The organism is Pseudomonas sp. SWRI22, from assembly GCF_014268395.2.
Lineage (GTDB): Bacteria > Pseudomonadota > Gammaproteobacteria > Pseudomonadales > Pseudomonadaceae > Aquipseudomonas > Aquipseudomonas paracarnis.
Map to the genome: position 1 here is coordinate 1,090,726 of NZ_JABWQK020000002.1, position 13,470 is coordinate 1,104,195.

Genomic DNA, 13,470 nt, shown 5'->3' on the forward strand with positions numbered 1-13,470 from the left:
AACGCCACTGCGGAGACACCCAATGAGCATCCCACAGCATGCACCCGACGGGCTCGACAGCTGGAACCGCGAACTGCGCGACGCGTGCGGCCACTTCGATACCGAACTGGCTTTCAACCGTTCGCTGTTTATCGGCGAGATCCATAACCTGCCGCGTGGCTTGGCCATCCTGCGCACCAATGCCGGGCTGATCAAGCGCCCGACGCACCACGCCGACCATGACAACGACCAGGAATGTTTCCTGGTCAGCCAGCGCAGCGGCTATTCGCAAATCACCCAAAATGAGCAGACCGTGCAACTGGCGCCTGGCGAGATGCTGTTGATGGACTCGGTGGGCTCCATCGAAATCACCCCCTTCGGCCTGATCGAACACGCCTCGCTGTCCCTGTCGCGCAACGCGGTATGCAAGCACCTTGGCGGTCAGGCACGGGCCTTCGGCAAGATCTCCTCGACCAAGGCCTGTGGGCGCATGCTGCATGTGCTGATGGACCAACTGTGCAAGGACGATACCGACGATGACGCCACGCAAGTGGAGGCGCTGCAAGCGGCCTTCGTCTCTCTGTTGGGTTCGGCGTTGGAGCAGGGCGACGAGTGCCGCGAGGGCGTTGCTGCGTTGCACGGCAATAACCTGCGCAGCTATGTACAAAAAGTCATTGATGAGTCGCTGAGCCAGCCAGGCCTGAGCCCGATCGGCTTGGCCAACCGCCTGAATATCTCGGTGCGGCACCTGTACCGTCTGTTTGAAGAACAGGACGACAGCGTCTGCCGCTATATCCAGCGCGCACGGCTCAAGCGCAGTGCGGATGATTTGACCAACCCGTTCCTGCGCAGTGAGTCGATCACCTCGATTGCCTACAAGTGGGGTTTTACCGACTCGGCGCATTTCAGCCGCTCGTTCAAGAAGCAGTTCGAAGTATCGCCCAAGGATTTTCGTTCCAGCCGGTTGCAGGCGGTGTAAGCGTGATCGTTCCCACGCTCCGCGTGGGAACGCCGCCCCGGACGCTCCGCGTCCCGCTCCAGAAGTCGTGACGCGCAGCGTCACAGGATGCATTCCCACGCAGAGCGTGGGAACGATCGGGTTTCAGATTTCGGGCAGCGTCGCGCCACCATCCACCACCAGCGTCTGCCCGGTGATATAGCCCGCCAGGTCAGAGGCCAGAAACACCATCGCCCCGGCAATATCCGCCGCAGCGCCCAGGCGCCCCAGCGGCACACGGCGGGCGATGCTGTCATTCACGGCCGCATCGCCCAGGTTGCCCATCGCCGGCGTGGCGATCATGCCGGGCTCCACGCCGTTGACCCGCACATTCAACGGCGCCAGCTCCAGCGCTGCATTGCGGATAAACCCATTCACCCCGGCCTTGGACGCCGCATAGTGGCTCAGCCCCGGATAACCGACCCGGTTGCCGGTGACCGAAGACGTCACCAGCACGCAGCCCCGGCCTTGTTCGCGAAACATCGGCAACGCCGCCTGGGTCAGCCAGAACAGCGCAGACAGGTTCACCGCCAGGGTGCGCTCCAGGATCGTTGGGGTAATGTCGGCAAAGGCGGTCAGCGGAAAGTACCCGGCGTTGTGCACCAGCACATCCAGTTGCGCCAAGCCTTGGACGCAGGCGAACACCGCTTCGGCATCCGCCAGGTCAACGCCAACGGCGTCAACGTGATGCCCCTGGGCGCATAACCCGGCAGCCAGGGCTTCAGCCTGTTCAACCCTACGGTCGGCAATCACCACTCGCGCACCGCGTTGGGCAAAGGCCTGGACGATACCCAGGCCAATGCCCTGGGCGCCGCCGGTGACCAGCACGACCTGGCCGCTGAAATCCAGGTCATTCGTCATGGGCAGGCTCCAGGTGCGTAAACGCTAGCGTCGGCACGTCGACGATGCTGGAGCCACCGTCCGCCACCAACGTGGCGCCGGTAATGATCGAGGCGTCGTCGCTGGCCAGGAAGCGGCACACCTTGGCGATCTCGTCGGCACGGGCGGCGCGCCGCAGCGGGACATCGGCACACACCCGTGTATAGGCCTGCTGCAAGGTCTCGGCGTACGCCTCCATCAACGGCTGCATCTCCGCGTCGGCCATCGGCGTGTGCACCCAGCCTGGGCACACCGCGTTCACCCGCACGCCATGGGGCCCATAATCACGGGCCAGCGAGCGGTTGAGCCCGAGCAGCGCATGCTTGGCGGTGGTGTAGCCACACACCTCGGGGCCTGCCGCCAATGAGGCGATGGAGCCAATCAGCACGATGTTCCCGGCGCTTTCCTGCAACAGCGGCAGGCAGGCGCGGGCGCTGTAAAACGCACTGTCGAGGTTGCTGCGCAGCGCGCCTTCCCAGGTGGCCTGACTGGTCTGGGTCGCGCTGCCCAGCCCGTGACCACCGGCACAGGCCAGCAGCACATCGAGGCGCCCGAAGTGGCTGCGGATTTGTTGGATGAAGCCGTCCCAGGTGTCCGGGCAGGCGGCATCGCCCACCAGGATCAGCCCGCCGGTGTCTTGCGCCACCTGTTCCAGTGGCTCACGACGCCGACCGATCAGCACCAGATGCGCGCCTTCCTGTGCGTACAAGCGTGCGCAGGCAGCGCCGATGCCGGTGCCGGCCCCGGTGATCACCACCGTGCGCGGCTCAGTCACGGGGGTACTCCGTGCGGTTGAGCACCTGGCAATAGGAACTGATCGGGAAGTTCGACAGCGCGTCGAAGGACGCTCCGGCATAGCCGAAGATCTTGCCGTCGCTGCGGTGCTGTTGCAGGTCGATCAGCACCAGGCCGAGGGTCGGTACGATCTTCTCCTGCCAGACGAACAGGTATAGCTGTTCGGCGATCTTGTAGTAATGGCAGCGGTCGGTGTCGCACAAGCCTTTCTCCACGCCCTCAAGGCATTGCCAGGCGTAGAACCGCGGGTTGAGGTAGATGTGTTCGTAGACCTCGCTAGGGCTGTAGCGGTAGTGGTTGCGCAGGCCGACCAACTCGTCGGTGGGGGCGTGCAGGCAGTGGCCCTCCTGCCACGGCCGGTCGAGGCTGCCGTGGAGGAAGTCGACCTGTACCGAGGTCAGCGGTTTGCCGGCCAGGGCGCGGTGGTAGAGGCCTTCGTGGGTCTCCGCTGGTTCCGGCATACGGCCAATCACCGCGGTAAAGGAGGCATTTGGTGTGTCCAGCACTAGGCTGATCGACCAGCTTTGCCCGGCCTCGTGCTTGATAAAGTCCACCAGGTACAGGCCCGGGCGAATGGAGCTGGCGCGGTAGGCGGCGCTGCCGCTAGAGTGGCCATCGGCGGCGTGCCAGGCCAGGCGTTCCTGTTCGAAGCGGTGTTCGATCTGCCAGCCATTGGCAAAGTGCAGGGTGAAGGTCTGGCCGGCCAGGTCGGCCAGGTTCGGCAGGATGAAGGCCTCAGGTGCAAACCCCTCAGCCAGGGCGCCTACGGTGATCCAGTCAGATGAATTCGACATGGCAACCCCTCCCTTACACGACGGCGAAGTAGTGTTTGACGAAACTCTCGCTGACCACTTCCCACAGCACCGGCGTGCCCTTGGTCACGAACCAGCTGTCACCGGCCTTGTAGCGGGTGGTTTGGCCGGTGGACTCGTCGGTCAGCACCACTTCGCCGGTGACCACCGTGGCTTGCTCGGCGAAGGGGTAGACCATGCGGAACTTGCCCTGGGTCGTGCCGAAGTACGCGCTGCTGACCGAATCGGTGGGCGCGCCGAAGGTCATCTTGCCGAAGGCACGCACTTCGCCTTCGAGGATTTGCGAGCCGAGGTCGGCCACGGTGCCCCAGGCGTCGAGTTCCGACAGCTGGACGTTGTGTTTGAGGGTGGTAAGTGTCATGGCAGATGCTCCGATAAGTACGAGATTTTTGTAGGAGCGAGCTTGCTCGCGAAGAACGTCAGGCAGCGCGATTCACCTGAATGCCCGCGTTATCGTTGAAGTTTTTCGCGGGCAAGCCCGCTCCTACAGGGGGTTAGCGGCGACCGTTCCAGTAGCCGGAAAGTTGGTGCCAGGATTTGCCCGCCGTCAGCAGCAGGGGGCGAATCGCGTCCTTGCCGATGATGGTGGGGCGGTGAATCGAGCTGACCAGGTCATAACGCGCCGAGCCTTCGCTCATGCCTTCGGCCAGCACCTTGCAGATGATGTGGCTGGGCGTGACGCCAAAGCCGGAATAGCCCTGCACGAAAAATGCATTGCTGCGCCCCGGCAAGGTGCCCACCTGCGGGAACAGGTTCGGGCTGCATGCCATCGGGCCGCCCCAGGCCAGGTCGATTTTCACGTCCTTGAGGTAGGGGAAAATCTTCAGCATGAGGTTGCGGTTCCAGGCTTTCAGGTCGCCGGGAATGTGCTCCACCAAAGGCGTGGCGGCGCCGAACAGCAGGCGGTTCTCGTTGGTGACGCGGTAGTAGTCGATCACTGGGCGGATGTCGCTATAGGCTCCACGGATCGGGCTGATGCGCTGGATCAACTCCTCGGACAACGGCTCGGTCATCATCTGGAACGCGTAGGTGTTGATGGTCGAGCGGTGCAGTTCTGGCTCCAGCTTGTTGAGGAAGCTGTCACAGGCCCACAGCAACTTGCTGGCGCGTACCGAACCGCGACCGGTGCGCACGGTGATGCGCTCGCCGTAGCTGACGTCCAGGGCCGGGCTGTTCTCGAAGATCTTCACGCCATGGCTGGCCAGTGCGGTGGCTTCGCCCAGCAGCAGGTTCAGCGAGTGCACATGCCCGCCGCCCATGTGCAACAGGGCGCTGGTGTAGGCGGTGGAGCCGATGATCTGTTGTACGTCGGAGCCGCCGAGAAAGCGGATTTCGTGCTGGCTGTTGATCGACCTGAAGTCCTTCTCCCAGGCGCGCAGGGTTTTTTCCTGGCGGGCGTTGAAGCCCATGTAGCCGTAGCCGTGGCAAAAGTCCGCGTCGATGTTGTACTTGGCGATGCGGTTCTTGATGATGTCGGCGCCCAGGTCGCTGATCTCGAACACTTGGCGCAGGCCGTCTTCGCCCACGTCCTTCTTGATCTTCTCCAGGTCATGGCCGATGCCTGCCATGATCTGCCCACCGTTGCGGCCCGTGCCGCCAAAGCCCAGGTAGCGCGCTTCAAGCACCACAATGTTGGTGATGCCTTTTTCCGCCAGTTCAAGGGCCGTGTTGATCCCGGAAAAGCCGCCGCCGATGACCACGACGTCTGCGTCGATATCCTGTTCCAGGGTGGGGAAGCTGAGGTTGTATTTCTTGGTGGCGGTGTAGTACGTGGGGGTTTCGATGTTGATCATGGCGCAGCCTGAAAAAGTGAAGGAAGGCGCTAAAGCGGATGCCTCCATTAGGGCCCCTGGCGGGCGGGAAGTCTTGATCCTGCGTGCCCGGGTTTTTGATTCAGCGCGCCACGGGCGAGGGCACCTACAAGTTATAGCGCGCTCGCCGGCCGGGAATGTTAGAGTTTCGTTAAACTATTAACTAAATACTTCGTGACCCTGAGCCCTATGTCCACACCTCGACAATCCCTGACCCTGGCCTTGCTGCAAGCGCGCGAGGCCGCGATGAGTTTTTTCCGTCCTTCCCTGAATGAACACGGCCTGACCGAACAGCAATGGCGCATCATCCGCATCCTTGAACAGCATGGTGAGTTGGAGATCTACCAACTGGCGGAACTGGCCTGCATCCTCAAGCCGAGCATGACCGGCGTACTGATGCGTATGGAAGCGGCCGGCATGGTGCACCGGCGCAAGGCCGAACAGGACCAGCGCCGGGTGCTGATTACCCTGGCGGACAAGGGCAAGGCGAGTTTCGAGTCCATGAGCCAGTGCATGGAGGCCAACTACCAGCGTTTGCAGGATCAGTTTGGCGAAGAGAAATTCCAGATGCTGTTGGGGTTGCTGGATGACTTGAAGAACATCAAGCGCTGAACTAATGACTGAACCACCACCGGTCAACTGTGGGAGCTGGCTTGCCTGCGATAGCGCCGGGTCAGCTGGCTTATCTGTCGCTGATGCACCACCATCGCAGGCAAGCCAGCTCCCACATGGATTTCAGTAGACACCACCGGTATTGGCAGCCACCGGTACGTCTTTGAACTTCCCGGCCAGGCTTTGCAGCCCCCGCATCAACACCGTGGTATCCACCCCCACCGCCACGAACGTCGCTCCCAACTCGATATAGCGTCGTGCGAGATTTTCATCCGCACTGAGAATCCCTGCCGCCTTACCCGCCTTGACGATACGCACGATGGCGTCCTCAATCGCCGCCTGTACCTGCGGATGCCCCGGGTTACCCCGATGGCCCATGGACGCGCTCAAATCTGCCGGGCCGATAAACACCCCGTCCACGCCTTCGACGGCGGCGATGGCGTCCAGATTGGCCAGGCCTTCGGCATTCTCAATCTGCACCAGCAGGCACATCTGCGCGTCGGCCTGGTCGAGGTAATCGGCGATGGTGTTCCAGCGCGAGGCGCGGGCCAGGGCGCTGCCGACCCCGCGAATACCCTGGGGCGGGTAGCGCAGGGCGCGCACCAGTTCCCGGGCCTGGGCGGCGTTTTCGACCATGGGCACCAGCAGCGTCTGGGCGCCGATATCCAGCAGTTGTTTGATCAGCGCCGTGTCGCCGATCACCGGGCGAATCAACGCCTGGCTGGGGTAGGGCGCGATGGCCTGTAATTGCGCGAGCATGTCCCCCAGCTGGTTGGGCGCATGTTCGCCGTCGATCAGCAGCCAGTCGAAACCGGCGTTGGCGGCCAGTTCCGCGCAGTAGGCGTTGGCAAGGCCGAGCCACAGGCCGATCTGTACCTCGCGGTTGTGCAGGCGTTGCTTGAAGCGGTTGACAGGCATGTCCATGAAAGCACTCCTGGGTTCAGACGAAGCGGCAGGCAATCGAGCCGAGCAGGTCGTAGTCGACGTGGAAGGTATCGCCAGGGCGGGCCGCCACGGGGCGGGTAAACGAGCCGCCGAGAATCACCTGGCCGGGCAGCAGGGTGACGTCATAGGGCGCCAGCTTGTTGGCCAGCCACGCCACGCCTTTGGCCGGGTGGTTGAGCACCGCCGCCGACACCCCGGACTCTTCGATCACGCCATTGCGATACAACACCGCCGGCACCTTGCGCAGGTCGATCTCGGTGGGGCGCACGGCGCGGCCGCCGAGGACCACACCGGCGTTGGCGGCGTTGTCGGAGATGGTGTCGAACACCTTGCGGGTGGCGTTGGTATGCGGGTCGACCTGCTGGATGCGGGCGTCGATGATTTCCAGCGCCGGGATCACCCACTCGGTGGCGTCGAGCACATCGAACACCGTGCAGTTGGGGCCTTTGAGCGGCTTGCCGAGGATGAAAGCCAGTTCCACCTCCACCCGCGGCACGATGAAACGCTCGAAGGGAATGTCGCTGCCTTCGTCGAAAAACATGTCGTCGAGCAGGGCACCGTAATCGGGTTCGGTGATATTCGACGACACCTGCATGGCCCGTGATGTGAGGCCGATCTTGTGGCCCTTGAGCGTGCGCCCGTCCTTGATCTTCTGCGCGACCCATTCACGCTGGATGGCGTAGGCGTCGTCGATCGTCATATCGGGGTAGTCGAGGGAAAACTGGCGCACCTGTTCGCGGCTGCGTTCGGCGCGGTCCAGGTGGGCGGCGGCCGCAAGGATTTGCTGGGAGTCGAGCATGGCAACGGTCTCTAGTGTGGGTTGACGATGGCGGCCTGGGTGCGCAGCACCAGCAAGCCGCCGAGGGCGATAAACAGGGCGAGTACGTACAGGGCCAGGCTGGCGCTCTGGGTGGCGTCGCGCATCCAGCCGATCAGGTAGGGCGCGAGGAACGCCGCGATGCTGCCGAACGAGCTGATCATGGCGATGCCCGCCGCCTGGGTGGTGTGGGAGAGAAACGCCGGTGGCAGTTGCCAGAACATCGGCAGCGCGGCACTGGCGCCCATGCCGGCGACCACCAGCCCGCCCATCACCAGCAGCGCATTGCCGGGCGCCAGGCCCGCGACGGCGATACCGAGTGCCGCCATCAGCAACGGCACGCACAGGTGCCAGCGGCGTTCGCGGTGGCGGTCGGACGAGCGCCCGCAGCCGAGCATGAAGAAGCAGCCGGCCAGGTACGGCACGGCGCTGAGCAAGCCGACCTGGCTGTCACGGCCGATGCCGGCGCCGTGGATCAGGGTGGGCATCCAGAACGCCAGGGTGTTGACCGCCAGCATCACCGCAAAGTACACGGCCACCAGCAGCCACACCTGCGGGTCACGCAGGATGCCGCCGAACGAGGTGATGGTCTTGCGCTGTTCCTCGTTGCTCAGTTGGGTGTGCAATTGCTGTTTTTGCTCGGCAGTCAGCCAGTGCACCGACTCGAAACTGTCCGGCAGCCACTTGAGTACCACCAGTCCCAGTAGCACCACGGGCGCGCCTTCGATCAGGAACATCCACTGCCAGCCGCGCAGGCTGCCGACGTCGTGGAAGTTCTCCAGGATCGCCCCGGAAATCGGCCCGCCTAGCACTCCGGCCATGGGCACCGCAATGGCAAACAAGGCAGTGACCTGGGCGCGACGGCGTGCCGGGTACCAACGGTTGAGGAACACCAGGATCCCCGGGAAAAAACCGGCCTCGGCCACACCCAGCAGAAAGCGCAGCACGTAGAACCCGCGCGCGCTCTCCACCCACAACATGCCGGTGGAGAGCAGGCCCCACACCACCATCAGGCAGGCGATCCAGCGGCGTGGCCCGACGCGGTCCAGGGCAATGTTGCTGGGCACGCCGAACAGTGCGTAGGCGATGAAGAACAGGCCGGCGCCGAAGCCATACACGGTGTCGCTGAAGTGCAGGTCGCTGCTCATCTGCATCTTGGCAAAGCCGATGTTGATGCGGTCCAGATGGGCGAACAGGTAACACACCAGCAACAAGGGCATCAGGCGCCAGGTCACCAAACGATGGGTACGGTCGTGCTCGGCAAGCCGCAGGCTTGCAGTGGAATGGGCTGTGCTCATGGCGTTGTTCTTTTTGTTGTAGGAGCGAGCTTGCTCGCGAAAAACGTTAACGAAAACGCAGCGCTGCCGGTGATCCGCGGGGCCTGTGGGTTCTTCGCGAGCGAGCTCGCTCCTACAGGGGGGCGGGGCCGTTTCAGCTTGCCGGGTTGTTCAGGAACGCATGCACATTGTTCTGCTTGAAGTTGAGCTGTGGGTGCAGCTCAATCATCTCGAACGACAGCGCCAACAACCGTTGCGCCTGCAGCTCGGCGAAGTGTGCGGTGATCACCGCGAACACCGCTTGGGCGACTGCTTCGCGCGTAGCCAGGTCGCGGCCATGGCCGACCTTGAGGGTCATGTGCACAAAGGCATAGTCGTGCTTGCCATCGGCCATGCGCCAGGTGTCCAGGCGCACGCCGCGACTGCGAATGCCGCCCAGCGGAAACACACCGCTGTCGCCCAGCACGCGGTGGACTTTTTCAAACAGGCCGGGCAAATCGGCCTGCTGTTCGAGGTTGTCGGTGTACTCAGCGATAAAGTGCGGCATGGTGTTCTCCCAGGGTTAAAGCGGGAAAATCGCGTTGATCTGGCCGGTGCCCGAACTGCCGAACGGCGGCGTGATGATCTCGGCCGGCTTGGCATAGTCGGGCCCACCCAGCAGGCCCAGGAGCATGGCGGTGTCGTGCATCTTGCCTTCGCCAAAACAATGTTCGGCGTAGTCGGGCAACATGGCGCAGAACTCCTTGAAGCGACCTTGCTTCCACATTTCCACGACATGCAGGTCCACCTGCTTGTCGAATTCGCGGGTCCAGTTGTGGATATTCGCCTCAGCCTGGCGGTCGTCCGAGAACCGATGGGACAGCGAGCCGGACGCCAGCACCAGCACCTTGCGGTCGCTCTTTTCGATGGCCCGGCGCACGGCGGCGCCGAAGGCAAAGCTGTCTTCCAGGCGATGCCAGGCGCACCAGGCAGCGATGGAAATGACCTTGAATTTCTCTGCGTCGGGCACGCCCATATGCATGTAGCGCATGGGCACCAGGGTGCCGTATTCCAGCTCCAGGCTCGGGATGTTGTGGGCCATGCTGCGCACGCCAGCCAGGTTGGCTTCGGCGGCGATCAGCTCACCCAGTTCAGGGCAGCCGGGGTAGGCGTAGTCCATGTTCTTGATGAAGTGCGGCAGTTCGTTGCTGGTGTAGGTGCCCTGGAACTGCTCGCCGCAATTGACGTGGTAGCCGCTGTTGACCAGCCAGTGCACGTCGAACACCACCGCAGTGTCGGCCCCCAGTTCGCGGGCACGCCGGCCGATCTCCTTGTGCCCGGCAATCGCCGCTTCGCGACAGCCGTGATGTTTGCCGGGCAGTTCCGACAGGTACATCGACGGTACGTGGCAGATCTTCGCTGCCAGAACCACTTCGCCCATGATGACTCTCCTGAATAATTATTCTTGTATGGCCTGTGAGGTCCCTGTGGGAGCTGGCTTGCCTGCGATGGCATCGACTCGGTACGGCTGAAGGACCGCGGTGTCTGCATCGCGGGCAAGCCCGGCTCCCACAGGAGGCTTGTTTGAGCCTGGGCTACACGCCCCAGCGCGGAATGTGATGACTGCCCATGGAAATACACACGTTCTTGATCTCGGCAAACACTTCGAAGCTGTACTGGCCGCCTTCACGCCCAGTGCCCGAGCCTTTGACCCCGCCAAACGGCTGGCGCAAATCCCGTACGTTCTGGCTGTTGATAAATACCATGCCCGCTTCGATACCGCGCGCCAGGCGGTGGGCCTTGCCGATGTCCTGGGTCCAGATGTAGGAGGCCAGCCCGTATTCGGTGTCGTTGGCCAGTTGCAATGCCTCGGCTTCATCCTTGAACGGAATCAGGCACACCACCGGGCCGAAGATTTCTTCCTGGGCGATGCGCATCCGGTTGTTCACGTCGGCAAACACCGTCGGCTGGATAAACTGGCCGCGGCTGAGGTGCGCCGGCAGGTTGGCCGGGCGTTCCAGGCCGCCAGCCAGCAGCGTGGCGCCTTCCTCCAGGCCGATCTTGATGTAGCCGGTGACCTTGTCGTAATGGGCCTGGGTGATCATCGAGCCGACCTGGGTGTTCGGGTCCTGGGGGTCGCCGACGATCAAGCGCTTGGCTCGCGCCGCGAACTCGGCGACAAATTGCGGGTAGACGCTTTCCTGGATGAAGATGCGGCTGCCAGCGGTGCAGCGCTCGCCGTTGAGGGAAAAGATCGTGAACAACGCGGCGTCGAGGGCGCGTTCCAGATCGGCGTCTTCAAAAATCAGCACCGGCGACTTGCCGCCCAGTTCCATGGAATACTTTTTCAGGCCGGCGCTCTGCATGATTTTCTTACCCGTGGCGGTGCCGCCGGTAAAGGAAATCGCCCGTACATCCGGGTGGCGCACCAGTGCATCACCGGCGGTGGCGCCGTAGCCCTGGATCACATTGAGCACGCCGTCGGGAATCCCGGCTTCCACCGCCAGGCGCCCCAGTTCATTGGCGGTCAGCGGCGACAGCTCCGACATCTTCAACACCGCCGTATTGCCCAGCGCCAGGCACGGCGCGGTCTTCCAGGTGGCGGTCATGAACGGCACGTTCCACGGCGATACCAGCCCGCACACGCCCACCGGCTGGTACAGGGTGTAGTTGAGCATCTGGTCATCCACCGGGTAGGTGTGGCCGTCCATGCGGGTGCAGACTTCAGCGAAGAAATCGAAGTTGTGCGAGGCACGCGGGATCAACACGTTCTTGGTCTGGTGGATCGGCAGGCCGGTGTCCAGGGTTTCCAGCTCGGCCAGGTGTGGCACGTTCTGTTCGATCAGCTCGCCCAGTTTGCGCATCAAGCGCGCGCGCTCCTTGGCCGGCGTATTGGCCCACTTGGGGAACGCGGCCTTGGCCGCCGCCACGGCCTGCGCGACTTCTTCGGCACCGCCGCTGGCCACTTCACCGATGGCCTCGCCGGTGGCCGGGTTGTAGTTGATAAAGGTGTCTTTGCTTTCGACCTCACGGCCGTTGATCCAGTGTTTGATCATGGTGCTCAAGCCTCTTTGCGCTCGGAGAAAAACTCCGTTTCACTGACGATACGGTTGACCAGGCGGCCCACGCCTTCGACTTCCACCACTACCTCATCCCCCGGCACCACATCGGCCAGGCCCTCGGGCGTGCCGGTGGCGATCATGTCGCCCGGTTGCAGGGTCATGAAGCTGGACAGGTATTCGATGAGGTAGGGGATATCGAAAATCATGTTTTTCGTGCTGCCTTCCTGGCGCAGTTCGCCGTTGATCCAGGTACGCAATTTCAGGTTGCCTGCGTCGGGCACATCGGCCACGTCGACAATCCATGGGCCGACCGGGGTGGTGGCGTCGCGGTTTTTCACGCGCAGGTTGGGGCGGTAGTAGTTTTCCAGGTAGTCGCGGATCGCGTAGTCGTTGCACACCGTGTAACCGGCCAGGTAGTCCAGGGCGTCGGCGCGCTTGACGTTGCGCGCGGTCTTGCCGATCACCGCCACCAGCTCGCACTCGTAGTGCATGTAGGCGACGTTGTCGGGGCGCCAACTGACTTGGCGGTGACCGGTGTAGGTGCCCACCGATTTGATGAATGCCAGCGGTTCGGTCGGCGGCGTAAAGGCCAGTTCGGCGGCGTGGTCGGCGTAGTTCAAACCCAGGGCGAACATGTTGCCGGTGGCGGGTGGCAGCCATTGCACCTGGTCTTCGGCCAGCAACCGCCCATCCTCCAGGCGCACGCTGCAGTCGGCTTGCACCAATACGTTGTGGGTTGCACCTTCAAAGTGGATACGTGCGCGTTTCATGCCGATGCCTCCGCTGCAATGGTGTTGCTCAGGCGGCCAATGCCGGTGATATCGACCTCAACCTGGTCGCCTGGCTGCACATCCACGCGGCCTTGCGGGGTGCCGGTGATCAGCACATCACCGGGGTACAGGGTCATGAACTCGCTGATCTCGGCGATCAATTGCGGGATGTCGCGTACCCAATCGGCGGTAGAGCTTTCCTGGCGCAGCTCGCCATTGACGAACAGCTTGAGGCTCAATTGATTGGGGTTGGCCACTTGATCCCGCGCCACCAACTGCGGGCCCAGGGCGCAAAACCCATCGCGGCATTTGGCTTTGACGGCGGGGCGGTAGTAGCTGTCTTCCGGCAGGCTGAATTCATTCACCACCACATACCCGGCCACATGCGCCATGGCGTTCTCCAGGCTGACACGGCTGGCGCGCTGACCGATCACCACGCCCAGCGCCGGGCCCGGTTGCAGGCGCTCGCCGTGCGGGTGTAGCACCACGCCGTCGTGCCCATTGCGCGTGTTGGGGGTTTTGATAAACAGCACCGGCTTGGTCGGCGGCTGCTGGTAGGGCGGCTGTTGGAAGGCGGCGAGATGCTGGTCCAGCAGGCCCTGGTAGTTCAGCGCAACGCCGAATAGGGTGCCGCTGGCAACATCATGCAGGGTTCGGCTCATGCGTTTCTCCTGGCGGTGACGACGGCTGCACAGGCCGTTCGTTAAGTTGTTAACGTTATAATTAATATGTTAA

At 63.0% G+C, this 13,470-nt stretch carries 15 protein-coding genes; 2 read left to right on the forward strand and 13 right to left on the reverse strand.

Features of this window, described 5'->3' with window-relative positions; all coding sequences use genetic code 11:
* Nucleotides 1-22 precede the first annotated feature (22 nt).
* Nucleotides 23-958, forward strand: a complete 936-nt coding sequence (feaR, locus tag HU730_RS22515) for a transcriptional regulator FeaR (protein ID WP_186527067.1) — start codon at nt 23-25, stop codon at nt 956-958.
* A gap of 123 nt (nt 959-1,081) precedes the next feature.
* Here the strand turns inward: feaR and HU730_RS22520 are convergent, their stop codons facing one another.
* The 5 genes from HU730_RS22520 to HU730_RS22540 form a co-directional block, all read right to left on the reverse strand.
* Complete coding sequence (locus tag HU730_RS22520; RefSeq protein ID WP_089042187.1) at nt 1,082-1,837, reverse strand: SDR family oxidoreductase; 756 nt, start codon at nt 1,835-1,837, stop codon at nt 1,082-1,084.
* Nucleotides 1,827-2,630 carry an SDR family oxidoreductase gene (locus HU730_RS22525; RefSeq protein ID WP_186527066.1) on the reverse strand — a complete coding sequence of 268 codons (804 nt, stop codon included), beginning with the start codon at nt 2,628-2,630 and terminating at the stop codon, nt 1,827-1,829. The genes HU730_RS22520 and HU730_RS22525 overlap by 11 nt, the downstream gene beginning before the upstream one ends.
* Nucleotides 2,623-3,444, reverse strand: a complete 822-nt coding sequence (locus tag HU730_RS22530; protein ID WP_186527065.1) for a molybdenum cofactor biosynthesis F family protein — start codon at nt 3,442-3,444, stop codon at nt 2,623-2,625. The genes HU730_RS22525 and HU730_RS22530 overlap by 8 nt, the downstream gene beginning before the upstream one ends.
* Nucleotides 3,445-3,457: 13 nt before the next feature.
* Nucleotides 3,458-3,823 (reverse strand): cupin domain-containing protein, encoded by a 366-nt coding sequence (locus HU730_RS22535; RefSeq protein WP_060763688.1) that lies wholly within the window; start codon nt 3,821-3,823, stop codon nt 3,458-3,460.
* A gap of 133 nt (nt 3,824-3,956) precedes the next feature.
* Nucleotides 3,957-5,255, reverse strand: a complete 1,299-nt coding sequence (locus tag HU730_RS22540) for an FAD-binding oxidoreductase (protein ID WP_034128190.1) — start codon at nt 5,253-5,255, stop codon at nt 3,957-3,959.
* Between the two features lie 207 nt (nt 5,256-5,462).
* On the opposite strand from HU730_RS22540, the gene hpaR reads away from it, so the two are divergent.
* A complete protein-coding gene (hpaR, locus tag HU730_RS22545) occupies nt 5,463-5,885 on the forward strand; it encodes a homoprotocatechuate degradation operon regulator HpaR (RefSeq protein ID WP_186527064.1) in 423 nt (140 codons plus the stop codon).
* Between the two features lie 123 nt (nt 5,886-6,008).
* On the opposite strand, the gene hpaI is transcribed toward hpaR, so the two are convergent.
* The 8 genes from hpaI to HU730_RS22585 form a co-directional block, all read right to left on the reverse strand.
* Nucleotides 6,009-6,809: a 4-hydroxy-2-oxoheptanedioate aldolase gene (gene hpaI, locus HU730_RS22550; protein WP_034128189.1), complete on the reverse strand. Its 801-nt coding sequence runs from the start codon at nt 6,807-6,809 to the stop codon at nt 6,009-6,011.
* A 16-nt stretch (nt 6,810-6,825) separates the two neighbouring features.
* Nucleotides 6,826-7,629, reverse strand: coding sequence for a 2-oxo-hept-4-ene-1,7-dioate hydratase (gene hpaH, locus HU730_RS22555; protein WP_014719076.1), 804 nt, complete (start codon nt 7,627-7,629; stop codon nt 6,826-6,828).
* An 11-nt stretch (nt 7,630-7,640) separates the two neighbouring features.
* Nucleotides 7,641-8,945: an MFS transporter gene (locus HU730_RS22560; protein ID WP_057974990.1), complete on the reverse strand. Its 1,305-nt coding sequence runs from the start codon at nt 8,943-8,945 to the stop codon at nt 7,641-7,643.
* Between the two features lie 133 nt (nt 8,946-9,078).
* On the reverse strand, nt 9,079-9,471 hold the full coding sequence (locus tag HU730_RS22565; protein WP_034128187.1) for a 5-carboxymethyl-2-hydroxymuconate Delta-isomerase: 393 nt from the start codon (nt 9,469-9,471) through the stop codon (nt 9,079-9,081).
* Between the two features lie 15 nt (nt 9,472-9,486).
* Nucleotides 9,487-10,344, reverse strand: a complete 858-nt coding sequence (hpaD, locus tag HU730_RS22570) for a 3,4-dihydroxyphenylacetate 2,3-dioxygenase (RefSeq protein ID WP_186527063.1) — start codon at nt 10,342-10,344, stop codon at nt 9,487-9,489.
* A 154-nt stretch (nt 10,345-10,498) separates the two neighbouring features.
* Nucleotides 10,499-11,959: a 5-carboxymethyl-2-hydroxymuconate semialdehyde dehydrogenase gene (gene hpaE, locus HU730_RS22575; RefSeq protein WP_186527062.1), complete on the reverse strand. Its 1,461-nt coding sequence runs from the start codon at nt 11,957-11,959 to the stop codon at nt 10,499-10,501.
* 5 nt (nt 11,960-11,964) lie between these two features.
* On the reverse strand, nt 11,965-12,735 hold the full coding sequence (locus HU730_RS22580) for a fumarylacetoacetate hydrolase family protein (RefSeq protein ID WP_186527061.1): 771 nt from the start codon (nt 12,733-12,735) through the stop codon (nt 11,965-11,967).
* Complete coding sequence (locus tag HU730_RS22585; RefSeq protein ID WP_096144676.1) at nt 12,732-13,397, reverse strand: fumarylacetoacetate hydrolase family protein; 666 nt, start codon at nt 13,395-13,397, stop codon at nt 12,732-12,734. The genes HU730_RS22580 and HU730_RS22585 overlap by 4 nt, the downstream gene beginning before the upstream one ends.
* Nucleotides 13,398-13,470: the final 73 nt, after the last annotated feature.